This window comes from Luteibacter yeojuensis (assembly GCF_011742875.1).
In the GTDB taxonomy this organism is placed as follows: domain Bacteria; phylum Pseudomonadota; class Gammaproteobacteria; order Xanthomonadales; family Rhodanobacteraceae; genus Luteibacter; species Luteibacter yeojuensis.
Window position 1 is genome coordinate 2149400 of the sequence record NZ_JAAQTL010000001.1, and the last position, 24098, is coordinate 2173497.

18 protein-coding genes are annotated in these 24098 nt (G+C 60.8%); 15 read left to right on the forward strand and 3 right to left on the reverse strand.

The window, feature by feature from the left end:
• The first annotated feature begins 142 nt into the window (after positions 1–142).
• The 11 genes from HBF32_RS09840 to HBF32_RS09890 all read left to right on the forward strand — a co-directional run bounded on the left by HBF32_RS09840 (position 143) and on the right by HBF32_RS09890 (position 17162).
• Positions 143–1750 (forward strand): electron transfer flavoprotein-ubiquinone oxidoreductase, encoded by a 1608-nt coding sequence (locus tag HBF32_RS09840; RefSeq protein WP_166699455.1) that lies wholly within the window; start codon positions 143–145, stop codon positions 1748–1750.
• A 2-nt stretch (positions 1751–1752) separates the two neighbouring features.
• Entirely contained in the window at positions 1753–3909 is a 2157-nt protein-coding gene (locus tag HBF32_RS09845; RefSeq protein WP_166699456.1) for a hypothetical protein, read from the forward strand.
• Between the two features lie 6 nt (positions 3910–3915).
• Positions 3916–5997 carry a glycosyltransferase gene (locus HBF32_RS09850; protein ID WP_338039760.1) on the forward strand — a complete coding sequence of 694 codons (2082 nt, stop codon included), beginning with the start codon at positions 3916–3918 and terminating at the stop codon, positions 5995–5997.
• Between the two features lie 2 nt (positions 5998–5999).
• A complete protein-coding gene (locus HBF32_RS09855; RefSeq protein WP_166699457.1) occupies positions 6000–8030 on the forward strand; it encodes a glycoside hydrolase family 99-like domain-containing protein in 2031 nt (676 codons plus the stop codon).
• Between the two features lie 65 nt (positions 8031–8095).
• On the forward strand, positions 8096–8842 hold the full coding sequence (locus HBF32_RS09860) for an electron transfer flavoprotein subunit beta/FixA family protein (RefSeq protein WP_166699458.1): 747 nt from the start codon (positions 8096–8098) through the stop codon (positions 8840–8842).
• Between the two features lie 22 nt (positions 8843–8864).
• A complete protein-coding gene (locus HBF32_RS09865; RefSeq protein ID WP_166699459.1) occupies positions 8865–9803 on the forward strand; it encodes an electron transfer flavoprotein subunit alpha/FixB family protein in 939 nt (312 codons plus the stop codon).
• 338 nt (positions 9804–10141) lie between these two features.
• On the forward strand, positions 10142–11200 hold the full coding sequence (locus HBF32_RS09870) for an acyltransferase family protein (protein ID WP_166699460.1): 1059 nt from the start codon (positions 10142–10144) through the stop codon (positions 11198–11200).
• Positions 11200–12261: an NAD-dependent epimerase/dehydratase family protein gene (locus HBF32_RS09875; RefSeq protein WP_240147812.1), complete on the forward strand. Its 1062-nt coding sequence runs from the start codon at positions 11200–11202 to the stop codon at positions 12259–12261. Before HBF32_RS09870 ends, HBF32_RS09875 begins: the two co-directional genes overlap by 1 nt.
• Positions 12258–13205: a glycosyltransferase family protein gene (locus HBF32_RS09880; RefSeq protein ID WP_193570349.1), complete on the forward strand. Its 948-nt coding sequence runs from the start codon at positions 12258–12260 to the stop codon at positions 13203–13205. Before HBF32_RS09875 ends, HBF32_RS09880 begins: the two co-directional genes overlap by 4 nt.
• Position 13206: 1 nt before the next feature.
• A complete protein-coding gene (locus tag HBF32_RS09885; RefSeq protein WP_166699462.1) occupies positions 13207–15057 on the forward strand; it encodes a methyltransferase domain-containing protein in 1851 nt (616 codons plus the stop codon).
• 188 nt (positions 15058–15245) lie between these two features.
• Positions 15246–17162 carry an LTA synthase family protein gene (locus HBF32_RS09890; protein ID WP_166699463.1) on the forward strand — a complete coding sequence of 639 codons (1917 nt, stop codon included), beginning with the start codon at positions 15246–15248 and terminating at the stop codon, positions 17160–17162.
• On the opposite strand, the gene HBF32_RS09895 is transcribed toward HBF32_RS09890, so the two are convergent.
• The 3 genes from HBF32_RS09895 to HBF32_RS09905 are packed head-to-tail and all read right to left on the reverse strand — an operon-like array spanning position 17163 to position 20504.
• On the reverse strand, positions 17163–18527 hold the full coding sequence (locus HBF32_RS09895) for an ABC transporter ATP-binding protein (RefSeq protein WP_166699464.1): 1365 nt from the start codon (positions 18525–18527) through the stop codon (positions 17163–17165).
• The gene (locus HBF32_RS09900; RefSeq protein WP_166699465.1) at positions 18517–19350 is read right to left on the reverse strand and encodes an ABC transporter permease; all 834 of its coding nucleotides are present in this window, start codon (positions 19348–19350) and stop codon (positions 18517–18519) included. The genes HBF32_RS09895 and HBF32_RS09900 overlap by 11 nt, the downstream gene beginning before the upstream one ends.
• The gene (locus tag HBF32_RS09905; protein WP_240147813.1) at positions 19347–20504 is read right to left on the reverse strand and encodes a trans-sulfuration enzyme family protein; all 1158 of its coding nucleotides are present in this window, start codon (positions 20502–20504) and stop codon (positions 19347–19349) included. The genes HBF32_RS09900 and HBF32_RS09905 overlap by 4 nt, the downstream gene beginning before the upstream one ends.
• Positions 20505–20691: 187 nt before the next feature.
• On the opposite strand from HBF32_RS09905, the gene rfbB reads away from it, so the two are divergent.
• The 4 genes from rfbB to rfbD are packed head-to-tail and all read left to right on the forward strand — an operon-like array spanning position 20692 to position 24096.
• Positions 20692–21741 (forward strand): dTDP-glucose 4,6-dehydratase, encoded by a 1050-nt coding sequence (gene rfbB / locus HBF32_RS09910; protein WP_166699467.1) that lies wholly within the window; start codon positions 20692–20694, stop codon positions 21739–21741.
• Positions 21738–22622: a glucose-1-phosphate thymidylyltransferase RfbA gene (gene rfbA, locus HBF32_RS09915; RefSeq protein WP_166699468.1), complete on the forward strand. Its 885-nt coding sequence runs from the start codon at positions 21738–21740 to the stop codon at positions 22620–22622. The genes rfbB and rfbA overlap by 4 nt, the downstream gene beginning before the upstream one ends.
• On the forward strand, positions 22619–23176 hold the full coding sequence (gene rfbC / locus HBF32_RS09920; RefSeq protein ID WP_166699469.1) for a dTDP-4-dehydrorhamnose 3,5-epimerase: 558 nt from the start codon (positions 22619–22621) through the stop codon (positions 23174–23176). The genes rfbA and rfbC overlap by 4 nt, the downstream gene beginning before the upstream one ends.
• On the forward strand, positions 23173–24096 hold the full coding sequence (gene rfbD / locus HBF32_RS09925) for a dTDP-4-dehydrorhamnose reductase (protein WP_166699470.1): 924 nt from the start codon (positions 23173–23175) through the stop codon (positions 24094–24096). The genes rfbC and rfbD overlap by 4 nt, the downstream gene beginning before the upstream one ends.
• Positions 24097–24098 lie beyond the last annotated feature (2 nt).

The window sequence follows — 24098 nt, forward strand, 5'->3', positions numbered from 1 at the left end:
GGCCGATTATGAACGCGACAGGTGAAGATCGCGCAACCCTTGACGGGGCCTCGCGCACGTTTCAAACACCCATTTGCCCCGTTACCGGCGAAACCGGACAATACAGGGTTGATTCCGCAGCCAGCCGATGAGTGAGCCAGCCATGAGCGAACGCGAAACCATGGAATACGACCTCGTCGTCGTCGGGGCGGGCCCCGCCGGCCTCGCGTTCGCGATCCGCACGAAACAGCTCAATCCCGAGGTGTCGGTCTGCGTGATCGAGAAGGCATCCACGATCGGCGCGCAGATCCTTTCCGGGGCGGTGATCGAGCCGGCGCCGCTCGACCGCCTGCTCCCGGGCTGGCGCGACAATCCGCCGCCGATCTGCCAGCCGGTGACGAAGGACGAGTTCTGGTACCTGACCGATCACACGTCAGGCATCAAGAGCCCGGTCACGCCGCCGCAGATGAACAACCACGGCAACTTCGTCGTGAGCCTCGGCGCGCTCTGCGCGTGGCTGGCACCGCAGGCCGAAGCGCTGGGCGTGGACGTGTTCCCCGGCTACGCTGCCGCCGAGGCACTGTTCGACGAGAACGGTGCCGTCGCCGGCGTGCGCATCGGCGACATGGGCATCGCGCGCGACGGCACGCACAAGCCGGGGTACACCGAAGGCATCGACATCCGTGCGAAGGTGACCGTGCTGTCCGAGGGCTGCCGCGGCCACATCAGCAAGGCGCTCATCAAGAAGTTCGACCTGGACGCCGACAGCGACCCGCAGACCTACGGCATCGGCCTCAAGGAGCTCTGGCAGCTTCCGCCCGGCCGCGGCACGCCGGGCAAGGTGGTCCACACGGTGGGCTGGCCGCTGCCTGGCGATGTCTACGGCGGCAGCTTCCTGTACCACCTCGACAAGGACCGCGTGGCGGTGGGCTTCGTGGTGGGACTCGACTACCCCGACCCGAACTTCTCGCCGTTCGAGGCGTTCCAGCAGTTCAAGCACCATCCGAACGTGAAGGGCCTGCTCGAGGGCGGCACCATCGTGTCCGCGGGTTCGCGCGCCATCATCGAGGGCGGCTACCAGTCCCTGCCGAAGGTGGAGATGCCGGGCGCGATCCTGATCGGCGATGCCGCCGGTCTCGTCAACGTGCCGAAGATCAAGGGCACCCACCAGGCCATCGCCTCCGCGATGCTCGCCGCCGAGCACCTGATGGCGACGAACTTCGATCCGGCGGGGTGGGATGCGAAGTTGCGCGGCTCCGCGGTCATGCAGGAACTGAAGAAGGTGCGCAACATCCGCCCCGGCTTCAACAAGGGCCTGTGGCGGGGCCTGGCCAACGCCGCATGGGAAACCGTCACCTTCGGCCGCTCGCCGTGGACGCTGAAGAACCATGCGGACTGGTCCGCGCTGGAGAAGCTCGACCGCTACGAGGCACCCACGAAGGACTACGTGGACCGCGCCCTCGCGCCGCGCGACCGCCTCGCCAGTGTCTACTTCGCCGCGACCGAGCACGACGAAGACCAGCCGGTACACCTGAAGGTGGCCGACACGAGCATCTGCATCGACCGCTGCACCACGGAATACGGAAACCCCTGCCAGCGCTTCTGCCCGGCGGGGGTCTATGAGATCGTGCAGGACGAGGCAGGGCGCCGGCTACAGATCAACGCGGCGAACTGCGTGCACTGCAAGACGTGCGATATCAAGGATCCGTACCAGATCATTACCTGGGTGACGCCGGAAGGCGGGTCCGGGCCGAATTATCAGAATCTTTGAGCATGCGCATTCGCCTGGGATGGCTCGGCTGGTTGGTCATGGTGGCGGTCTGCATATGGCTGCCGTGGCATGCGCTTTTCGAAGGTAGCGGTCCGTTCGTTCGCCAGTTGTCGCGCTCACTGGCGTGGAAGAGCATCGCCGAGTGCCTGCTTTTGCTGGGCACCGTGTACGGAAGCCTCCGCCTGCGCAGGGGCGGGATCGTGCTGGCGGTGCTCTGCGCCGAGGTCTACGCGCGGCGGCACGGAGTGGACATCACGGTGCTGCTGCTCGCGGCGTATCTTGCCGGCCTTGCCGGACTGGGATGGTGCGCGGCCGCCGTCCTCCGCATGCCGCGTGTGCCCAGGCTCGACGCCCTGCTGCGTAACACCTTACTGGGCCTGGTTCTCTGGTCGGCGGCGATCTGGATCGCATCCTTGGCTGGCGCGGGCGGCCTGCCGGCCCTGCGGATGCTGGCAGTCTTCCTGCTCGGCGGCTCCGTCGCCATCGCGTTCTGGCGTTGGCGGAAACATATGCCGTTGCCGCGACCTCCCGCCGCGCGTGCCGACGCCTTCTTCGTCGCGCTCGTCGTGACGACGGTACTCATGCTCGCCGCGAAAGCGGCCGTGGCGGTCGACAGTGACGCCCTGTGGTATGGCCTCAACGCCGACCGGGTGCTCTTCGGCGACGGCGGGCTGTTCCACTCCCAGGGGCTGGTCGCCCACGTGCACTACTATCCGAAGCTGACCGAGGCGCTGCAGGCACCGTTCCTGGGGCTCGGGAGCGCCAGCCTCGTGACCGGTCTCAGCCTCGTCTGCTGGGTGCTCCTCGCGATCACCGCACGGCGGGTGCTCGAGGAATTGGACGTGAAGGGCCTCAGCGCCTGGTTCGGTGCCTTCTTCGCCTGCGCCGTTCCCGCTGTCGCCGCGTCGGCGGCCACTCCCAAGGGAGAGATCCTCGCCGCGTGGTTGTGCATCCTGGGATTGCTGGCGGCCCTGCGTCTTCGCCACGGAGACGCGGAGCGTCACTGGCTCGGCATTGGACTGGCTGCGGTGCTGCTCGCACCGCTGGCTCGCCTGACGGTGGTCCCCTATGCCGCCGCCCTCTTCCTTTTCATCGTGGCGATCGCCTTGAGGCGACGCACGAGGCCTGACTGGCGCATCGGCCTCCCTGTCCTTTTCGCCCTGGCGGTTGCCTTCCTGGTCTGCCTGCGCACGTTCCGGCAGGCGGGTGTCGCCCTCGTCTCGCCCGACGTGCTGGTGAATCTGCAAGGCCTGTTGGGCTGGCATCTGCACGACGACATCGGACGCTACGAGCCGATCTTCCGTACCCCGTTCCCCGATGGCCTCCTCGACTCGCTCTTCGGACCCGCCGCGTACATCCACCAGGCGCTTTTCTGGATGGGCAACGGTTGGCTTCCATTGCTCGTCGCGGCCATCACGCTGCGTGGATGGCGCTGGATGCTGAAGCCGGCGCTGCCGTTCGTCCTTCTGCTCGGACTGTCGATGTACGTGCTGCTGTACGCCTATCGCTATGGTAACGACGGGGCCGACGGCAACTATTTCATCGTCCCGATCGTCCTCCTTCATCTTGCAGCCTGGGTGGGCGTTTTCGGCACCGGTGAGGCGGAGCGGCCTTCCCGCGCCTTCGTCGCGGGTGTGGCTGCGATGACCGCTTTCTGCCTTTTCATGGTGGTGACGACCGCCAACTGGTTCCCCGGCACGGGGCGCCTCGACGCGCGGTTCGACAGGACGCCATTCGAGGAGCTGCGGACACTCGCCGCGGCCCGCTTCCGCCACAGCCATATGGAATCCTTGACCGGGGTCCTGTCGCAATGGCCGGCGGGCACGCGCATGCTCGGCGACATGCCAGCGGACGACGGCGGCTATTTTCCTGTTCGTTACGAATCGCTGGGTACGATCTCGTGGGCCCGCCCGCCTCTGATGGTGGACGAGGAGGCTATCGTCGGCCTTTTTCGCGATCACGACATCCGCCTGGTGGCGCTGAGCCACAATCCCGCGGCCGCCGTCGACGAGAAGGTGCGACCGGTGCTGGAAGACTTGGTCCGGCGCGGCCGGGCCCGTAAGCTGAACGTTGCCGGCGGTGTCGCCGACCTCTGGCAGCTGGGACCAGCCCCCGCAGCGGGCGAGCCCGGTAACATGGGCGGCCGGCCCCGGAGGTAAGTTCACGTGTCGACCCCGATTTCCTGGCGCTACAAGCGCCTGATGAGCATGGCGCGACGCGTGCGTGCCAGTATCGCGCTGCGTGGATGGCGCGGGACGATCGGGCGGATTTCGCAGGATTTCGGGCGGCGGCCGGATGTGGACGATTCGTTGAGTCTGTTGCCGCTGGAGGCGGCGTTCTCGTCGCTGTCCCTGCCGACATCGAACACGCCCCGGGTGTCGATCGTCATTCCGGTGCATGGGAAGATCGAATACACCCTGGCCTGCCTGAGGTCGATAGCCAACTTCCCGCCGACCGATCCATTCGAAGTGATCGTGGTGGACGACGCCTCGCCGGACAACACCCCGGCCGTGCTGGCCGAAGTATCCGGCTTACGCTTGCTGAGCAACGAACACAACCTGGGATTCGTCGGCAGTTGCAATGCCGGTGCGGCGGCGGCGCGCGGCGAGTACCTCGTTTTCCTCAATAACGACACTCAGGTCACCGCAGGTTGGACGGAAGCCTTGCTCCGATGCTTCGAGCTACATCCAGAAGCCGGTATCGCGGGAAGCCAGCTCGTATACCCCGACGGTCGACTGCAGGAAGCCGGTGCCTGGGTGTTCTCCGATGCGTCGGCCTGGAATATCGGCCGCTTTTCCTCGCGGAAGGATCCTTCGTTGCGTTATGCGCGCACCGTGGATTATGTCTCCGGAGCCTCGCTGGCCATACCGCGCGACTTCTTCCTGTCGCTGGGCGGCTTCGACATGCGTTACGCGCCGGGCTATTACGAGGATACCGACCTGGCGTTTGCCGCGAGGGCGGCGGGCCGCTCGGTCTGGTACGTGCCCGACAGCCTCGTGATCCATGCGGAAGGTGTCAGTTCTGCCGGAATCGTCGAAACGGGAATGAAGCGCTTCCAGGCCATCAACCAGGCGAAGTTCGCGGAGAAGTGGCGCGAGGCGCTGCGTCTGCAACCGGCTCCGGGAACGTCGCTGGAAATCGTGGACAGGCGACGGCGGCGAGGCACCGTGCTCGTCGCCGATACAGTGGCACCGGATGCTTCCCGCGATTCCGGGTCGCTCCGGCTCATCGGCATGATGAAATTGCTGCTGGACGATGGCTGGCACGTTGTCTTCGCACCGGACGACGGACATGCCGACGAGCAGGTCATTCGCGAACTCGGCGGACTGGGCATCGAACTGCTCATCAAACCTTGGGTAAGCAGCCTTCCGTCATGGCTGGCCGCCAACGGCAAGGACCTGCGCGCCGCCATCCTCTGCCGTCATACGGTAGCGGGGCAGTACGCGAGTTTCGTTCGACGTCACGCGCCGGAAGCGAAGCTGGTCTTCGACACAGTCGACCTGCACTTCCTGCGCGAGGAACGCGCCGCGGAACGAAGCGGCAACGGCGCGCTCGCCCGTCAGGCGGACGCCACCCGTCGCCATGAATTCGATCTTATCGAGAACGCGGACACGACGTTCGTCGTAAGCGACTACGAGCGCGAACTGCTGGCTCGACTGCTGCCGACGGCACGCGTGCAATTGCTGTCCAACATCCACGAAGTGTACGGACGCGAGGCCGGTTTTGCCGGGCGACGCGACCTGCTCTTCGTGGGCGGCTATGGCCACCCGCCCAATGCCGACGCCATGCGCTGGATGGCGCAGGAAATCCTGCCCGCCCTGCGCCGGGTCGATACCGACGTACGGATCCTCGTCGCCGGCGACGTGCCGGACAGCGAAAGCCGGGCATTATCGGAGGCGGGTCTGGACATACTCGGGCGGGTGCCCGACCTTGCGCCGCTCATGAATTCGGTACTGGCCTCGATCGCTCCGCTGCGTTTTGGCGCTGGTGTCAAAGGCAAGGTGAACATGGCGATGAGTCACGGCCTACCGGTCATCGGCACCACCATCGCTGTGGAAGGTATGCGCCTCGCCCACGACACGGACGTGCTGGTCGCGGATACGCCCGATGCGTTCGCGGATGCTTATCGACGACTTCGCGACGACGAGGCACTCTGGCTGCGCGTCTCCGAAGACGGCCTCGAGAACGTACGCACGCACTTCTCCGCGGAGGCGGCGAGGGAAGCCCTGCGGGGAGCCATCGCCTGAGCATGCCCGTGAACGAAACGATCCGCTCCCTGGTTTTCCGCAGCCTGCGCATGGGCTTCCGCCTCGCCCCGCTATCGCCGGCGACGCGCGACCGTTGGCGCCGGAAGTTCCTTGAGCGCCATGCCGATCTTGTTCCCGACGGACCGCGTGGAAGGAGTGGCGGGGCGTCGGCGCATCGTGCCTTCGATCATGCCGGACATCGGGCCATCGATTACATGGCGCCACAACCCGGCGTACTGCCGCGCGTACTGCCCGCTACCGTCGTCGCCTTCTACCTGCCCCAGTTCCATCCGATCCCGGAGAACGACCTGTGGTGGGGTACGGGCTTCACCGAATGGAAGAACGTGGCACGCGCCTTGCCGCAGTTCGAAGGACACCTGCAGCCCCGCTTGCCGGGCGAACTCGGGTTCTACGACCTGCGTCTGGCCCAGACGATGCGGGACCAGATGACGCTCGCCCGCGAGCACGGCATCTCCGCGTTTTGTACTTACTTCTATTGGTTCGCGGGCAAGACCCTGCTCGAAGCGCCGCTGCGTGCGTGGCTCGCCGACCCTTCGATGGAACTGCCGATCTGCCTCTGCTGGGCGAACGAGAACTGGTCGCGCCGCTGGGACGGACGGTCGGAGGAAATCCTGATCGGCCAGGATCATGGTCCAGAGGACGATCTGGCTTTCATCGCGCATGTCGCCGATTACCTGCGCGACCCGCGCTATCTACGCGTCGAAGGCAAGCCCGTATTGCTCGTGTACCGACCGGGCCTGTTGCCGGACGCGGCTGCCACTGCGGCACGCTGGCGCGCATGGTGCCGTGACGCGGGTATCGGCGAGATTCATCTCGCCTACGTGCAGAGTTTCGACAACGTCGATCCTCGCGATATCGGTTTCGACGCGGCCGTTTCGTTCCCGCCGAACAATACGTCTCTCGAACCCGTGACCGCCCGGCGAACACTGATCAACCCGGACTACGCCGGGCAAGTCCTCGACTGGCGCGAACTTGCCGTTATCGGTCCCGATCCTGCCTACCGCCTCTATCCCGGCGTGAACCCGGGGTGGGACAACGAGGCGCGGCGCAGCGGACGAGGCCGCACGTACGTGCATGCGAGTCCGGCGCGTTATTCGACGTGGCTGCGCGAGAGCGTGGATGTCGCACGCCGGCGATCGCCCGATGCACCATTGGTCTTCGTTAATGCCTGGAACGAATGGGCGGAAGGTGCGGTGCTGGAGCCTGATGCGCTGCGTGGCCACGCGTGGCTGCAGGCCACGCGCGCCGCACTTGCTCCCCTGCCGTCCGATCCGGCGCCCTGCGCCGTGGTGCATGCATGGCACGTGGACCTGCTTGCCGAGATCGTCGGTGCATTACGCGACACGGGCATCGCATGGCGCATCGTCGTGACCACGGTGCCGGAGCGCGAACGGGCTGTCGGGGCCGAACTTGCGCGGCTTGGGGTCGATGCCGAGGTCGTCGTACTGCCCAACCGGGGACGAGACGTGCTGCCCTTCCTGAAGGTCCTGGCACGCCTGTCGCTCGACGGCACGCGGATCGTACTGAAGCTGCACACCAAGCGAACCGAACATCGCGCCGACGGTGATCGCTGGCGTCGCGAACTCCTGGCGACGCTGACGGCACCCGATCGAGCAACGCGCCTCCTCGAAGCCTTCCAGCGAGACACCGGCCTGGGGGCCATCGCGCCGGACGCGCACGCCCTGAAGCTGGCCGGCTACGTCGGAGCGAACGCGGCCTGGATGGCCCGGCTGGACGACCGCATGGGCCGCAAGGAACGCCGCGAAGACCGCTTCATCGCCGGGAGCATGTTCTGGGCACGCGTCGACGCCCTCCGTCCCCTGCTCGAGATGGACCTGTGCGACTGGGAGTTCGAGGAAGAGGCCGGCCAGGTCGACGGCAGCCTGGCCCATGCGCTGGAGCGCATGGTCGCCCTGGCGGTCTCCGAGCGTGGCTTGCGCACGGTGGAAGCCAACGACGTGCTGGGTGAGCCGGCATCCATCCAGTTCAGGTACGCGGAACCCTCGCCTTGATCCCCGAGGAGCCCCGACCCGCTAGAATGGCGGGTCGCAATACCTAATTCATGTGAGGACCTTCGATGAAGATTCTGGTCGGCTACAAGCGCGTCGTGGACTACAACGTCCGCATCCAGGTGAAGCCCGACGGCACCGGCGTGGTCACGGACGGCGTGAAGCTCTCCGCCAACCCGTTCGACGACATCGCCCTCGAAGAGGCCCTGCGCCTGCGCGAGAAGGGCGTGGCTGAAGAAGTGGTGGTGGTGGGCATCGGTCCCGCGGACCTGACCGCCCATCTGCGCAACGGCCTGGCCATGGGCGCCAACCGCGCCATCCATGTGCAGAGCACCGATGCCGTGTCGTCCCTGACCGCCGCGCGAACCTTCCTCAAGCTGGTCGAGAAGGAACAGCCGGGCCTGGTGATCCTGGGCAAGCAGGCCATCGACGACGACGCCAACCAGACAGGCCAGATGCTTGCAGCCTTATGGGACCGCCCGCAGGCCACGTTCGCCAGCAAGGTCGAGATCGCCGACGGCAAAGCCACGGTGACCCGCGAGGTGGACGCCGGCCTGGAGACGATCGAGGCCGACCTTCCCGCCGTGATCACGACGGACCTGCGTCTGAACGAGCCGCGCTTCATCAAGCTGCCCGACATCATGAAAGCCAAGTCGAAACCCATCGACGTCATTGAGTTGGGTTCGCTGGGTGTCGACGCCGCCGACCACATCAAGACCACCCATTACACCGCTCCCGCCAAGCGCAGCAAGGGCGTGATGGTGAAAGACGCCGCCGAGCTCGTCGCGGCCCTCAAGCAAAAGGGCCTGCTGTAAGGCAGCCGACCGGAGAATCGACATGACCAAGATCCTCGTTATCGCCGAACACCTGGACGGCAAGCTCAATGCCTCGACCGCTCGCGCCGTTAGCGCCGCCGCCGCCGTCAAGCCGGAAGCCATCGACGTCATCGTGTTGTCCGATGCACCCGAGGCCATCGCCAACGAAGCCGCGAAGATCGACGGTGTGGCCAGGGTGCTCACCGTCGCGCGCGCGGAGAACGCGCATCCGTTGGCCGCCGTTCTCGCCCCGCAAATCGCCAAGGCTTCCGCGGGTTACAGCCATGTGTTCGCTCCCTCCACCACGTTCGGCAAGGACATCGCCCCGCGCGTCGCCGCCCTGCTCGGCGTGTCCCAGGTCAGCGATGTCATGACCGTAGAGGGCCCGCACAGCTTCACGCGCCCGATCTACGCCGGCAACGCCATTGTGACGGTGGAGGTGGATGCATCGTCCACGGTCGTCGCGACGATCCGCACGGCTTCCTGGCCGGCGGCCGCCATGAACGGTTCGGCCGCGGTCGAGGCGCTTGCCCTCGACGTCGCCTTACCTTCGTACACGCGCTTCGTGGGTCTGCAGCAAGGCAAGAGCGACCGGCCCGACCTGCAGGGCGCCCCGAGGGTCGTCTCCGGTGGCCGCGGCGTGGGTTCGAAGGAGAACTTCGAGATCATCTACAAGTTCGCGGACAAGATCGGTGCCGCCGTCGGCGCCTCCCGCGCCGCCGTCGATGCGGGCTACGTACCGAACGAGATGCAGGTGGGCCAGACCGGAAAGATCATTGCCCCCGAGCTTTACATCGCCGTAGGCATCTCGGGCGCGATCCAGCATCTCACCGGGATCAAGGATGCCGGGACGATCGTGGCGATCAACAAGGACGGCGAAGCGCCTATTTTTGAGATTGCGGATATCGGTCTGGTTGGGGATCTGTTCAAGATACTGCCCGAATTGGAAGCTTCGCTCTAACCTTGCCGCTTGCACCGGGTGGCCACCTGATGTGGATTTCCTGCATGAGGCATCCAGGGTGGCGGAATCAGCTGATTCCCGCCTCTTGGTCGCCACCCGGTCTCACCAACGGCGAGAATAGAACTCCCCCGTATGCTGCTTCGCCGCCCGACGAGAATGGCTTGCTGCGCAAGCCCGCTACGATCCGTGCAAGCAAGCCAGAGCGGCCGAACCGAACGGGACCAGCCGATGGCGCGACGAGGATTGCCTGTCGAGAAGCCGATTAGCCGACAAATTAGCTGGTAGAATCGAGGGTTAACCAGCTGCTGCCAAACTGGCGCTCGCCGAAGGAACCGCTCATGCACCGGGAAAACAACTTTGACGCCGTCAGGCTTCTAGCGGCGGCGACTGTAATCTTCGGTCATGCCCATCCACTGAGCCAGACTGCAGGCCCCGCGCTTTTGGGGAATTCCGTGCAGGCCCTCGCTGTGAAGATATTCTTTGTCATCAGTGGCTACCTGATCTGCACGAGCTGGATACTTGATCCACGACCGACTCACTATCTTAGAAAGCGGGCGCTGCGAATTTTCCCCGCACTCTTTGCAATCTGTGTCCTGACAGTATTCATTGCCGGCCCCCTGATGACCACACTGTCTCTGGGGGAGTATTTCGGTTTTCGCCATACTTATAGCTATTTTCACAACGTGCTCCTGAGGCCGGTTTATGACCTGCCAGGGCTGTTCGCAAACAACGCCTATCCCATCGCGGTCAATGGATCGCTTTGGAGCCTTCCCATCGAGTTTTCGATGTATTTGTTGCTCCCGGTTTTGCTAGTCGCAGGCAGGCTTATAAACAAGAAAGTGGTGATCGTCCTTGCAACGGCCTTGTTGTGCGCACTAAACCTGAACTTCGTTCGCATCTCACCCCCGCAGGCTCATCCGGTCTTTTACGGAAGCGACCTTATAAGCGCACTCGATGTCGCGCCGTACTTCCTCATTGGCGCAACCATCAAAATTTGCAATCTCGACCGATTTCTCGATCCCGTCATGGCACTTTTCCTCGCCATTCTGGTGGCCTTGATTCCTCCTGCTGCTGCTGCGACGTCGGAACTTGCTCTATTCCTCTTGCTGCCCTATTGCACTTTGTCATTGGCGATGTCATCGCACCGGTTTCTTTCCAAGGCTGGTCGCTTTGGAGACTTCTCGTACGGGTTGTACCTCTATGGGTTCCTCGTTCAGCAGTCAGTAAATCATTTCACCCAGAATACACTTACCGCACTGCAGAACGCACTCGTAAGCCTTCCCATCGCCTTGGCGCTGGCGGCGCTTTCGTGGCATTACATTGAAAAGCCGATGCTATCTCTCAAACCCCGCCCCCGCATGGATGACCTGAAAATTTCTCTTGAGGAGACCAAGTGATGACCACCTGCCTAGTCACCGGAGGCGCCGGCTTCATAGGTTGTGCAATTTCCCATGAGCTCGTAAAGAACTTCGACAAAGTCATTGCCGTGGATAACCTGCATCCGCAGGTTCACAAGAAGAGAGAGCGGCCAGAGAACCTGGCAAGGGAAGTAGTCCTCCACTTCGGGGATGTGACAGAACCGAATATGTGGCAGGAGTTACTCGCGGATATCCAGCCGGACACGATTATTCACCTTGCGGCCGAGACCGGAACCGGACAATCCTTGACGGAAGGATCGCGTCACGCAAGTGTCAATGTTGTCGGCACGACTCAGATGCTCGATGCGCTGGCGCGGTACGAGATACGTCCGCAAAGGTTTGTGCTGTCTAGCAGTCGCGCTGTCTATGGCGAGGGTGCATGGGCAAACGCCGAGGGAATGAACATTTACCCGGGACAGCGGTCCTCCGCGATGCTCGAGTCTGGAACATGGGATTTTCCTGGCCTGCGTGCGCAGCCGTTCAGCGCGGACACAACCCATCCAGCCCCCACGAGCATCTACGGCGCAACCAAACTCGTCCAAGAGCACATTCTGAACGCGTGGGCGCTATCGTTCGGCTCCTCAGTAAACATCGTCCGCCTGCAAAACGTCTTCGGGCCAGGACAGTCTTTGACGAATCCTTACACAGGGATCGTTTCCCTCTTCGCTCGCCTCGCCAAGTCCGGAAAAAGCATCCCCGTTTATGAAGATGGGGCCATGCTGCGAGATTTTGTGTTCATCGATGACGTCGCGCGTGCCATCGTCAGCGCCGCGTTGACAGAACGAACCGGGGTCCTTGCAGACATCGGCACCGGAGCCTCTCTGTCCATTGCGGACATTGCCAGAATCACCGCCGATATCTACAACGCACCCGCGCCTCATATTACTGGCCAGTACCGGAACGGTGATGTTCGTCACGCTGCATGCCGGATTCACCTCGCCGCTCAGCAACTCGGGTGGACTCCTGCTGTCACAGCCGAAGAGGGTATCAGGCGCCTTTGCACCTGGATCGACAACTTGAACGAGATAGCGACCGCATGAATTTCGGTAAGCCGCCAGTACACAGCGCAGGACATATCCGGGTCCACTCTGTTCTATACGGTAACGAACTGGACCGGATCATTACGACCGTCAAGCATCTGAATCGTGCAGCAGACCTGGCCATTGCTGCCGGTGCCGCTGAATCCGTCACTTTAATTTACGGCGACAGCTCACCACACCCTCTATTTTCTGACGAAGATGTCGCACGTCTTAAGAGTGAGTGCTATGCCATCGCCAACATCGAATATCACTTCTTCGACTCCAACCTCGGCTCTGCATTGGGTCATAACACACTCCTCGCGGCAGCCGCCAACTCGCTAACGGCAGGCGTGGCGGTAGATAGCGTGTTGATCATGAACCCCGATGTCATGTTAGCACCCGATGCATTGATCGAATTGGCTCGCCCGCTTTTCGACACCAAGGTTGCGATGGTCGAGGCACGCCAGCTGCCGATCGAACATCCAAAGGAATACAACCGATCTACAGGGGAGACCGGCTGGGCCACCACAGCCTGCGCCCTCATTCCCTTTGCCGTTTGCCAGGAATTGGGCGGCTTCGATAACGAGTCCTTCTTCCTCTACTGCGATGATGTTGATTTTTCCTGGCGGGCTAGGATTGAAGGTTACAAGATCATCTACCAACCTTCAGCCACCGCCTTCCACGATAAGCGACTCGACAAGAGGGGGCGCTGGGCTCCTACGCACTCTGAGCGCTATTACTCTGCGGAGGCCGCGCTCCTTATGGCGCATAAGTATTCGCGCCCAGGGATCTTGAAGGATCTACTCAAGCAATTCGCAGACTCACCGGAGGATCACATCCGGCTTGCAGCAGCAAATTTCTTGCAGCGTAAGGAGGAAGGACGCCTGCCCGCTCCGATAGATCCCGGTCACAAGGTTTCGGTCTTCGATGGCCCCTTCTACACTAAACACCGATTCGAGCTCTGACATGGCCCTGTACGAGAATCCATTTCATCACGACAACGTTTACGGACATGTTGTCACGCTCTTATCGAAACATACGGCCGGAGCAACTGGGCTACATCTCGATTTTGGCTGCAACGTTGGGCCGATTGCCGAATCGATCCGTGACGACCTTGCCCGCGAGTACATCGGTTTCGATATCGATGAAGACGCTCTCCAGATTCTACGGGGGCGCGGTTTCGATGCACATCGGGCCGACCTTACTAGGGTCGAAGAAACCGAACAGCAGATTCTGAAGCTTGTAGCCGGCCGAAGCGTAGCATCTATTTCCATTATTGATACGCTTGAACACCTCCCCAATGGCCCTGATGTACTCTCGATGCTTCGTCGCATCGCAGCTTCTCACAACGCCTCCCTGGTGACATCCGTACCCAACGTTGCGCACAGAGACGTCGGATTCAAGCTGGCTTTCGGAAAATGGGACTACACCCCTAAAGGGTTGCTCGACTATACGCACGTGCATTTCTTCACGGAAGATGGGCTGCGTGCAATGATGAACCAAGCCGGCTGGCACGAAACTGCCTCCCATGATGTCTTCGTGGAGATCAGCGACCAACACTTTCCAGCTAACCACCCAGCCATCGCTACATCGTCGTCTCTTCACCGATTCCTGGGCACATTGCGAGCCTCCATCGATTCGAATGATCGGGTGAACCAGTTCATTCGGCTCTGGCTTCCCGGCCCATCCAAAGGACGGGGGCATGTCAGACATGAGGAAGCCAAGCCGCGTCCGTTTCTCACTGTAGTGACGCGAACGCAAGGCCGTCGACTGGACACGCTGCGAGATGTCTTATTGTGTCTTTCGGCACAGTCCGATCCGGATTTCGAAGTCTGCGTCATTGGTCACAAGCTCACCGAGAGTGGGCGCCTTGCTGTCGAGCGAATTATCGAGGACACAAACTCCGACTTACGACACCGCATACGACTAATCAAGATAGATTCCGGCAATCGTACGCGACCGCTCAATGTCGGCTTTCGCGAAGCGCGGGGAGAATACGTCGCGATCCTCGACGACGACGATGTTGTTCTCGGCCACTGGGTTGAAGAATTCAAAAAGCTGGCTGACAAGGCGCCGGGCACTGTATTGCGCGCCGCGAACGTCGCGCAGTTGTGGCAACCCGTGCGGACCAGCGTAGGGACTCAGGCCGTTAGGGCCGTGGGATCGCCTCGGCTTTGCTACCCAACTAAGTTTGACTACCTCGACCATCTGATCGAAAACGCAACCCCGCCAGTGTCATTGGCATTCCCGCGTTCCGCTTTTGCCGATCTCCGCATCGAGTTCGATGAATCGCTAACAACTACCGAGGACTGGGATTTTCTGATGCGTACGGTGGCCGTCTGTGGCACCTCATCATCAGACGAAATCACATCGATTTATCGGCAGTGGGATGGTGCCGAGTCATCCTTCACGGTGCATACCAAACAGGAATGGTTAGACAATCATCACGCCATATGGCGAAAACTCGACGCAATTCCGTTGCTTCTTCCGGAGGGTAGCGCGGCGAAGATACGTCGACTTCTTTCAGATTATCATGCGAGACACGGCGGACGACGCGGCCCCGCCCCGGATGCTCTCCATGAGACAGAACAGTACGAGGATTGCCTGCGCGAGGAGATTCACGGGCTACTACATAGCCGGTCCTGGCAGATCACCGCTCCATTGCGATTCATCAGCATAGTTCTTGGGCGACGCAATGGGTTTCCGATGCTTTGGGCCATGAACGGCCAAGAGCTCGAAGCCACCAAGACGGCGATACTCACCTCGCGCTCCATGCGCGTGGCTGCCAAGATAAAGCGGCTCTTAGCGAGACGCTGAGGTACGCGTTCCGGTGCGGAGGCGCCGGAACCGAAGATATTGCGGTGGATACCGCTCAAGGGGGGGGAGACAAATTGAAGGCGAGTGTTAGGCGAACGGCCATCTGGGCAGCTGTGCAAGTGTGCGTATTTGCTGCTACATGGCTCCTTGTTCTCAAGGTGGACCCCTACGTCTCCGTAGGAACGTCTTTGGCCATTCAGTCAGTGAATGCGCTCTTCGTGGCATTGCTGGCGGTCGCATTATCCGCAACGACGGGACGAGCCCTTTTTGCGATTCTTATCGCGGGCGGCTTTCACGCACTTCTCGTTTACGCTGATCGCGTCAAATCTTCTGTCCTGCATGCGCACGTCATTTATGCGGACTCGCACATTGTTCCGATGCTCTTGTTGGACCCTTCGCTTGTCTTTGGGTTCATCGTCAAGTCGCCTTGGCACGCTGTAATCGGCCTCACCGTAACCGTCGCCACTCTGGTATTCGCTTGGAAAGGGCATAAGCTCAGAGCACCCGCGGTCGCGCGCCTGCTTGTCACCGTCGGTTCTCTCGCAATCTTTGCCACATTCCTCTTTTCTGCGCGAGGCATAGCACCGACTGATCCCCAGTGGAATGTATTTCAGCAAACCGACGAGACACCTCTCTATGGGGTAATGGCGAACATCGTGTATGGCATGCGCGCCTCGGCCCCGGTGGCACCACCAGGTGATCCGAACAGTCAACAAAGACTAATTTCTTCGCTGCCTATTCGGAATGCAGAGGCCAAATTAACTCGAGCGAATACCATTACGCCGGATATCGTTATCGTCCAGAGCGAGTCCCTATTCGATCCGTCAACACTATGTGGTACGCATGACGACAGTCAGTTGCCGGCAATCACCTCGGGGCGTCACGGCGATCTTATGGTGCCTGTGTTCGGCGGGCGGACGTTACAGACGGAGTTCGAGACGCTTACTGGGCTTCCGGTCGCGATGTTCCCGAATGCTAACTTCTCCTACCTGGATCTGATTCCGGGCTCCCTGAATGCCCTGCCTCGCGAACTCAGCCGCCTGGGTTACCGAACCATCGCCATTCACCCAAACGACCGGAATTTCTGGAGACGTAGCTATGCATTTCCCGCGATGGGCTTCGATTCATTTATCGACATACGTTCATTTTCAGGTGTCGACGTGGGCGCCGGAGGGCATGTAACTGATAAGGCTCTCATGACGGCAGCATTATCCGAGATTGATGCAGATAAGGGGCCCTCGTTCATCTTCGTCATCACCATGGAAAACCATGGGCCATGGGGTGGCCATGGCACAAGCGAACTGGATGACTACACAGGAAGAGCTCAGGAGGCGGACGCAGCATGGCGGAACCTAACAGAGCAATTAGCGAAACGCGGAAGACCCGCAATCGCTGTTTTGTATGGGGACCATCTACCGGGGCTGCCCGAAACATATTCGTCGCGATGCTTCAAGGACGGCCAGCCACCTGAGCGGCATATGCCGCCTGTAGCTGTCTGGTCCAACATCCCAGGCGATGACCGGCCACCGCCGACAGCTAGCTTCCTCATACCCGGTTGGATTCTCGATACGGCGCACCTGCCACGGTCGCAGCTCTTCGCAATTAACGGAGCTATCGGCCTGATCGCAGAGCAAGACGGGATGGCGGCAGTTGACCGATTGAAGACTGATTACGCAGCTTCTGCGTGGAATTGGCTCAGGAACTCCGATCCGGTGCTGCACTCACGCGCACCGCTCAAGCCCAACGCAATCGCAAAGATGCTCACTCACTCGCTCGTCAAGGGACATCGGGGATCCTGGACCCCCCAAGACCTCCTGATTGACGCCACCCCGACCCCCGATGCAGCCGTCGTTCTACAACTGGACGGAAAGACCAGAAGCATCACTTTCCGGCCATACCCGGGCTCGAGCTCCTGCGACGAAACCGATCCTATTGAGGTAAGGGTCGACGGGCGCGTAGTCGGGCGGATAAGGGGCGCTCCCGGAGCTAACCTAGCAACAATAAATACCACCGACGCCTCGAAATTGTCACTCATGAGCACCCCAGAGTCAGGTGTAGCGAAGTGCCAGAGCACCGTAATTCGAGTGGTACAAGTGGACAGGTAGCTAGGCAGTTCGGGAGAGACTGATCCTATGCATGGGAATGCCGATCAGGCCGGTACTGACGCTGGAGGAATGACTGGTTAAGATCAGGGCGTCGTGCATCCATTGATGCACGATGTGGGATTGCTGACTGCCATCGGAAACGGCGATCGATATCGAATATTCGCCCGCTGGCAGTACCGGCATTCGGAAGTCGAATCGAGCCACCCACGCATCTGACGCTTCCGCCTGTACTCGCTGATCTACGTACGACAGATAGGTGTTGTCACCGAACAGAGAGATTCCCTGTTTATTTCGGACGAGGAATCCAACAATAAGGTTGGACAGTCGTTCCTTGACACGTATTGCTACAACCAATGATACCGCCTCGCCTCCTATCACCACGCGAAGGGGAGAGCCGCGGTCGTCCAGCAATTTTGCACCAGTGACCTTTGCCCCCCCCTTGCCAAAATTCTCGGCTGTTTCATTGAACTGGATCACTTCCAGGTCATTTCGAAGATTCGAATGAAGAATGAAGTCGCGTCGTGTATCGATGAAATCGTCCATAGAAGACAGTCTCTCGCCGTTATCCGCGATGTCTTTGCTCCACGACTTTTCCGCTACCGCCAGCTGCTCGTCGCCACCCTGATCACTTCTATACATATCCGCGAGGTAGGCTTCGGTAACTTGCTTCGGGTTTGCGTCGAGGCGAACCCTCCCGTCATGCAGCCAGATTGCACGATCGCACAATGCCGTTACAGTCGTACTGTCATGGCTGACAAAGAGCAATGTCCCCCCACGCGCTTTGAATCCATGCAGGAAACGCATGCATTTCTGCACGAAATACGCGTCGCCAACAGCCAAGGCCTCGTCGACTACCAAGACATCCGCATTTACATGTGCGATAACTGCGAAGGCCAAGCGCATGAACATGCCGCTTGAATACGTCTTGACGGGCTGATCAATGTATTCCCCAATGTCGGCGAATGCTTCGATATCGCCGTATCGAGCGTCAACCTCATCTTCCGAGAGGCCTAGGATCTGGCCACTCATGTAGACGTTTTCCTTGCCAGTGAACTCCGGATTGAAACCCGCGCCAAGCTCCAATAGCGCAGCCACGCGACCATGCACCCGGCTAGTTCCAGCCGAGGAGTCAAGCGTCCCACACAAAATCTGCAACAGAGTAGATTTCCCGGACCCATTGCGACCGATCAGGGCAACCGTCTCACCTCGACCCACGGAAAACGATATGTCCCGGAGAACGACGTGCTCACGGAAAAAATTTCGCCGTCCACGGAACAGCATTTGCCACAAACGGTGCGCCGGGCTCTCGTAAATCGAGTAACTCTTGCAGAGCGAGGTAACCTCGATAGCGATATCAGACAACATCAGCAAAGCCGTTCTTCGTGCGCCAGAACCACCAAAATCCCGTAGTACATATTGATATCGCTGCAAAGGAATACCAAAGCAATCCAATCCAATCCGGCCAGTTGCCACTTAGCGTGATCAAGCGCAACTGTGTTACAGGAAACGTAAGCGGGTTGATGGACAGCCATGGCCTGAATTGCAGGGGAACCAGGTCGATTGGAAATAGTATCGGACTAAGGTACATCAAGAGCATCGTGAGGATCCCAGTCACCTGCGCAAGGTCCCGAATGAACACCCCTAGAGATGATAGGAACAATATAACGCCATATGTCAGCACAAGAAATGGAAGAAGGACGAGAGGGACGGCAATCCATGTGATAGGCACTCCGCCGCCGAACCATAATTCGCCTGCTGCAAGAATGAGCAATGACACCAGCAGATTGATCGCCGCACTTCCTAGTACGACCCCCGGGAGCAGCTCAAGCGGAAAAACGACCTTTTTTACGTAGTTCGAATTTTGCAATATCAGAAGAGGTGAGCGGTTGATGCACTCAGCCAGGAATGTGAAGAGTATCAACCCTGAAAAAAGTACCAAGGTGAAGTTTCTTCCACCAACACCCCACTTCGCGTTAAGAACAATGCCGAATACGAACGAGAACACGACCAGGAGAGATAGTGGGTTGAGCAGCGCCCAAAAGATTCCCAACACCGATCCTTTGTATCGGATCCTGACATCACGGTCCACTAATCGCGCATAAAGCGAACGATTGGCGAAAATGGAAAGGAAGCCGCCTGTGAGATACCAGATCACACCTGCACGACGACGCTCAGGGATAGGCATCATCGGAGTGCGGCATCCAACTCGTCACGCAGGTCATCGACGTCCTCGGTTCCGACAGAAAGGCGCACCAAGCTGTCGCTGATGCCCAGTCGACGCCGCGTGACTGGCGGAATGGAAGCGTGCGTCATGATCGCAGGATGCTCAATCAGACTTTCGACCCCGCCCAATGACTCAGCCAGGGCAAACAATTTGCATCTTTCCAACATCCTTCGAGCCTTTCGGAGCCCGCCGCCCACCTCGATGCTGATGATTCCGCCGAAGCCGGTCATCTGCTTGCGTGCGAGAGAATGCTGGGGATGGCTCTTAAGTCCGGGGTAGATCACGCGCGACACCCCTGGGTGCCTTTCGAGCCAAGATGCCAAAGCCAGTGCGGATTGACAGTGCGCCTTCATGCGCAGATGCAGCGTCTTGAGACCCCGCAGCGCCAAGAAGGAATCGAATGGCCCGGCAACCGCTCCAGTGGAGTTCTGTAAGAATGCCATCTCTTCGGCCAACTCACGCTTCGCGGCCACAACCAAACCGCCAACAATATCTGAATGCCCATTGAGATATTTCGTCGCGGAATGCAGCACGAGGTCAGCACCGTACTCAATTGGGCGCTGTACGAGGGGCGATGCAAAAGTGTTATCCACCACAAAGACTAATTTATGCTTGCTGGCAAACGCCCCAACTGCCTCAAGGTTCACCAGCTTAAGCATCGGGTTGGTCGGTGTTTCCGCCCATATCATCCGTGTATTGGGGCGTAGGGCGGCCCGCAAAGCCTTGGCATCGTTTAAGTCGACAAAGGAGAAATCGAGCCCAGCAGATCGGCGGCGTACCTTGTCGAACAGCCGGAAGGTGCCACCGTACAGATCGTCCATCGCTATGACATGGCTGCCCGAGTCGAGAAGATCGAGCACCGTAGCTGCTCCGGCGAGGCCCGACGCGAACGCAAAGCCGGCCACACCTCCTTCCAGGTCCGCAACGCAGCGCTCATATGCCATTCGCGTCGGATTCTGGGTGCGGGAATATTCATATCCCCGGTGGCGCCCCGGGCTCTCCTGTACATAGGTCGAGGTGGCATAGATCGGCACCATAATGGCGCCGGTCGATGGGTCCGGCTGCTGCCCCGCGTGGATAGCCCTGGTCCCCAGTCCTAGGGGCTTTGAACGTTTCATTGACATAATCCTCTACAGACGGGCGGGAGCCGGTGAATGGAATCGGGGCAGTATCTTAGTGGACACCTGCTCACAGTTTAACATTTCGTTAAGTGCTATTTGGAGGGGTCCGCCGTTCAGCATAAAAAAGATCTATAGGCGGTCCCGGCATGTCAAAATCGGACCCTTTACAGTCTCGGACCGTGGCATGAGAACTTTGTTGGTCACCGGCGGTGCCGGCTTCATCGGCGCGAACTTTGTGCTTCAGGCCGTAGCCGACGGTCTGCATGTGATCAACCTCGACAAGCTGACCTACGCAGGCAACCTGCAGACGCTTCAGTCCATTGAGAATGATCCCAAACACAACTTCGTGGAAGGCGACATCGGCGACCGTGACGTCGTCATCCACCTTCTGACAGAGTACCGTCCCGATGCGGTCGTCAACTTCGCTGCGGAGAGCCACGTAGACCGTTCCATCGACGGCCCGGCGGCATTCATCGAAACCAATGTCGTGAGCACGCTTGGTTTGCTCGAAGCGACCCGCGACTACTGGCGTGGCCTGAAGGACGCGGACGCCGGAGCTTTTCGTTTCCTGCACGTCTCCACCGACGAAGTATATGGTTCGCTGGGTGCCGAGGGCTATTTCACGGAATCCACACCCTACGCTCCCAACTCGCCCTACTCGGCATCGAAGGCCGCCTCCGATCACCTGGTTCGCGCCTTCCATCATACCTATGGCCTGCCGGTCCTGACGACCAACTGCTCGAACAACTACGGGCCGTACCAGTTTCCCGAAAAGCTGATACCGCTGGTCATCCAGAAAGCGCTCGCCGGGGAGGCCCTCCCGGTCTACGGCGACGGCATGAACGTGCGTGACTGGCTGTTTGTCGAAGACCACTGCAGCGCCATCCGTCGCGTGCTCGAGGCTGGCCGGGTGGGCGAGACCTACAACATTGGCGGCAACTCCGAGCGCGCGAACATCGTGGTCGTCAAGACCATCTGCGCGATCCTCGACGAGGTCGCGCCGCTGGCCGACGGCCGGGCACATGAGAGCCTCATCACCTTCGTCCGCGATCGCCCCGGTCACGACCGCCGCTACGCGATCGATGCGAGCAAGCTGAAGAGCGAACTCGGCTGGACCCCGGCCCACACCTTCGAAGCCGGCATCCGGGCCACGGTCCAGTGGTACCTGGACAACAAGCCATGGGTGCAGGGCATCCTCGACGGCAGCTACAAACTGGAGCGACTCGGCGCATGACTACCAAGGGCATCATCCTTGCCGGCGGATCGGGCACCCGGCTCTACCCCATCACCCATGCGGTCAGCAAGCAGCTCCTGCCGGTCTATGACAAACCGATGATCTACTACCCGCTGGCCACGCTCATGCTGGCGGGCATCCGGGACGTGCTGGTCATCAATACGCCGCACGAACAGGCGCTGTTCAAGCGCCTACTCGGCGACGGCAGCCAGTGGGGCATCAATATCACCTACGCGGTTCAGCCCTCCCCCGATGGCCTCGCGCAAGCCTTTCTCATCGGTAAGGATTTCATCGGCAACGACCCGAGCTGCCTCGTCCTCGGCGACAACATTTTTTACGGCGTGGGCCTGACCGAGCGCATGAAGCGCGCGGCATCCCGCGAGAGCGGTGCCACGGTCTTCGGCTATTGGGTTAGGGACCCGGAGCGCTATGGCGTGGCCGAGTTCGATGCGTCCGGCAAGGTAGTTGGCCTCGAGGAGAAGCCGGCGAAGCCGAAATCGAACTATGCCGTCACCGGCTTGTATTTCTATGACAATCGCGCCGTTGAGTTCGCCTCGTCGCTGAAGCCTTCGCCCCGCGGCGAGCTTGAGATCACCGACCTCAACCGTTGCTATCTCGACGACCGCACACTGCACCTCGAGCAGTTGGGCCGCGGCTATGCATGGCTGGATACCGGCACCCATGAATCGCTCATGGAAGCCGGCGAGTACATCCAGACCATCGAGAACCGGCAGGGCCTGAAGGTGTGCTGTCCCGAAGAGATCGCGTACGTAAACAAATGGATCGATGCCGAGCAGCTGCTGAAGCTTTCGGAGCCGCTGGCGAAGACTGGCTATGGCCAGTACTTGCAGAATCTGATCAAGCAGGGTTACGTCGGATGAAGTTCATTGAAACCAGCCTGCCGGGATGCGTGGTGATCGAGCCTCAGGTATTCGGCGACGCTCGCGGATTCTTTTACGAAAGCTATAACGAAGCGAAGTACTGCGAGGCCGGCATCGAGCGAAAGTTCGTGCAGTCCAATGTCTCGCGTTCCGCACGAGGCGTTCTTCGCGGCCTGCATTATCAGTGGCCGCATCCCCAGGGCAAGCTGGTCAGCGTGCTCGAAGGCGAGGTTTACGACGTGGCCGTCGACATCCGTGTCGGCTCGCCAACCTTCGGCAAGTGGGCGGGCGTGATGCTGACGGCGGAAAATCACCGGCACTTCTGGATACCGGAAGGTTTTGCCCACGGTTTCTGCGTCGTATCGGAGCACGCGACCTTCTCGTACCAGTGCACCGATCTCTACGACGCCAAGGCCGACGGAAGCGTACGCTGGGACGACCCGGCCATCGGTATCGACTGGCCGCTCTCTTCGCCGCTGTTGTCCGACAAGGACGGGAAAGCTCCCCTTCTTGCCGATGTTCCCGAAGCCAGGCTACCGGAGTACCGGGCGTGAAGATCCTGTTGCTCGGCGCTCACGGCCAGCTGGGACAGACATTCATCGCGCACGGCGGCCTCGCCTCGCGTGGTGCGCTCGTCGCCGCCTCCCGTGACGGCCGGGCGCCTGAAGGCATCCGCGGCGTGCAGGCCGACCTTGCGGACCAGGACGCGCTGCTGGCAGTCCTCGATACAGAACGTCCCGACCTCATCGTCAATGCCGCCGCCTATACCGCCGTGGACAAAGCGGAAGCCGACGAGGCAATGGCCACCGCGGTCAATGGCGACGCGCCCGGTACGCTGGGACGCTGGGCCGGCGCTCATGGCGCGCTGGTAGTTCACTACTCCACTGATTACGTGTTCGCCGGGGATGCCCAGTCGCCTTACGAGCCGGATGCTGACACGGGCCCGCAAGGAGCCTACGGTCGCAGCAAGCTCGCGGGCGAGCGCGGACTGGAGGCCAGCGCTGCCGATCACCTCATTCTCCGTACCGCATGGGTCTATTCCCCGGTCGGGCATAACTTTCTGAAGACCATGTTGCGCCTTGGCGCGGAACGCGACGAACTCAAGGTCGTGGCCGATCAGCGAGGCACACCGACCACCACGGCCCTCATCGTCGAAGGCAGTCTCACGGCCATCGATCGGTGCATGGCAGCTTCCGACAGGTCTTCCCTGACCGGCACCTATCACCTGACGGCCAGCGGCGAGACGACATGGCACGGCTTTGCCGATGCCATTTTCGACGAAGCCATCGTGGCCGGGCTGCTAGCCCGGCGGCCCGTGGTCCGGCCCATAGGAACTGCCGATTTCCCCACCCCCGCCAGGCGTCCGGCCTACTCGGTGCTCGACAACCGATCCTTCGCGCAGACGTTCCGGCACGACTTGCCGGATTGGCGCGCAGGTCTGCACGATATTGTCCACTCGCTCGCATCGCCGTGAGG

Bases quoted from the DNA above. Each gene is read 5' to 3' on its own strand.
- HBF32_RS09840 (WP_166699455.1), top strand. From the start codon at position 143: ATGAGCGAACGCGAAACCATGGAATACGACCTCGTCGTCGTCGGGGCG.
- HBF32_RS09845 (WP_166699456.1), top strand. From the start codon at position 1,753: ATGCGCATTCGCCTGGGATGGCTCGGCTGGTTGGTCATGGTGGCGGTC.
- HBF32_RS09855 (WP_166699457.1), top strand. From the start codon at position 6,000: ATGCCCGTGAACGAAACGATCCGCTCCCTGGTTTTCCGCAGCCTGCGC.
- HBF32_RS09860 (WP_166699458.1), top strand. From the start codon at position 8,096: ATGAAGATTCTGGTCGGCTACAAGCGCGTCGTGGACTACAACGTCCGC.
- HBF32_RS09865 (WP_166699459.1), top strand. From the start codon at position 8,865: ATGACCAAGATCCTCGTTATCGCCGAACACCTGGACGGCAAGCTCAAT.
- HBF32_RS09870 (WP_166699460.1), top strand. From the start codon at position 10,142: ATGCACCGGGAAAACAACTTTGACGCCGTCAGGCTTCTAGCGGCGGCG.
- HBF32_RS09875 (WP_240147812.1), top strand. From the start codon at position 11,200: ATGACCACCTGCCTAGTCACCGGAGGCGCCGGCTTCATAGGTTGTGCA.
- HBF32_RS09880 (WP_193570349.1), top strand. From the start codon at position 12,258: ATGAATTTCGGTAAGCCGCCAGTACACAGCGCAGGACATATCCGGGTC.
- HBF32_RS09885 (WP_166699462.1), top strand. From the start codon at position 13,207: ATGGCCCTGTACGAGAATCCATTTCATCACGACAACGTTTACGGACAT.
- HBF32_RS09895 (WP_166699464.1), bottom strand. From the start codon at position 18,527: ATGTTGTCTGATATCGCTATCGAGGTTACCTCGCTCTGCAAGAGTTAC.
- HBF32_RS09900 (WP_166699465.1), bottom strand. From the start codon at position 19,350: ATGATGCCTATCCCTGAGCGTCGTCGTGCAGGTGTGATCTGGTATCTC.
- HBF32_RS09905 (WP_240147813.1), bottom strand. From the start codon at position 20,504: ATGAAACGTTCAAAGCCCCTAGGACTGGGGACCAGGGCTATCCACGCG.
- rfbB (WP_166699467.1), top strand. From the start codon at position 20,692: ATGAGAACTTTGTTGGTCACCGGCGGTGCCGGCTTCATCGGCGCGAAC.
- rfbA (WP_166699468.1), top strand. From the start codon at position 21,738: ATGACTACCAAGGGCATCATCCTTGCCGGCGGATCGGGCACCCGGCTC.
- rfbC (WP_166699469.1), top strand. From the start codon at position 22,619: ATGAAGTTCATTGAAACCAGCCTGCCGGGATGCGTGGTGATCGAGCCT.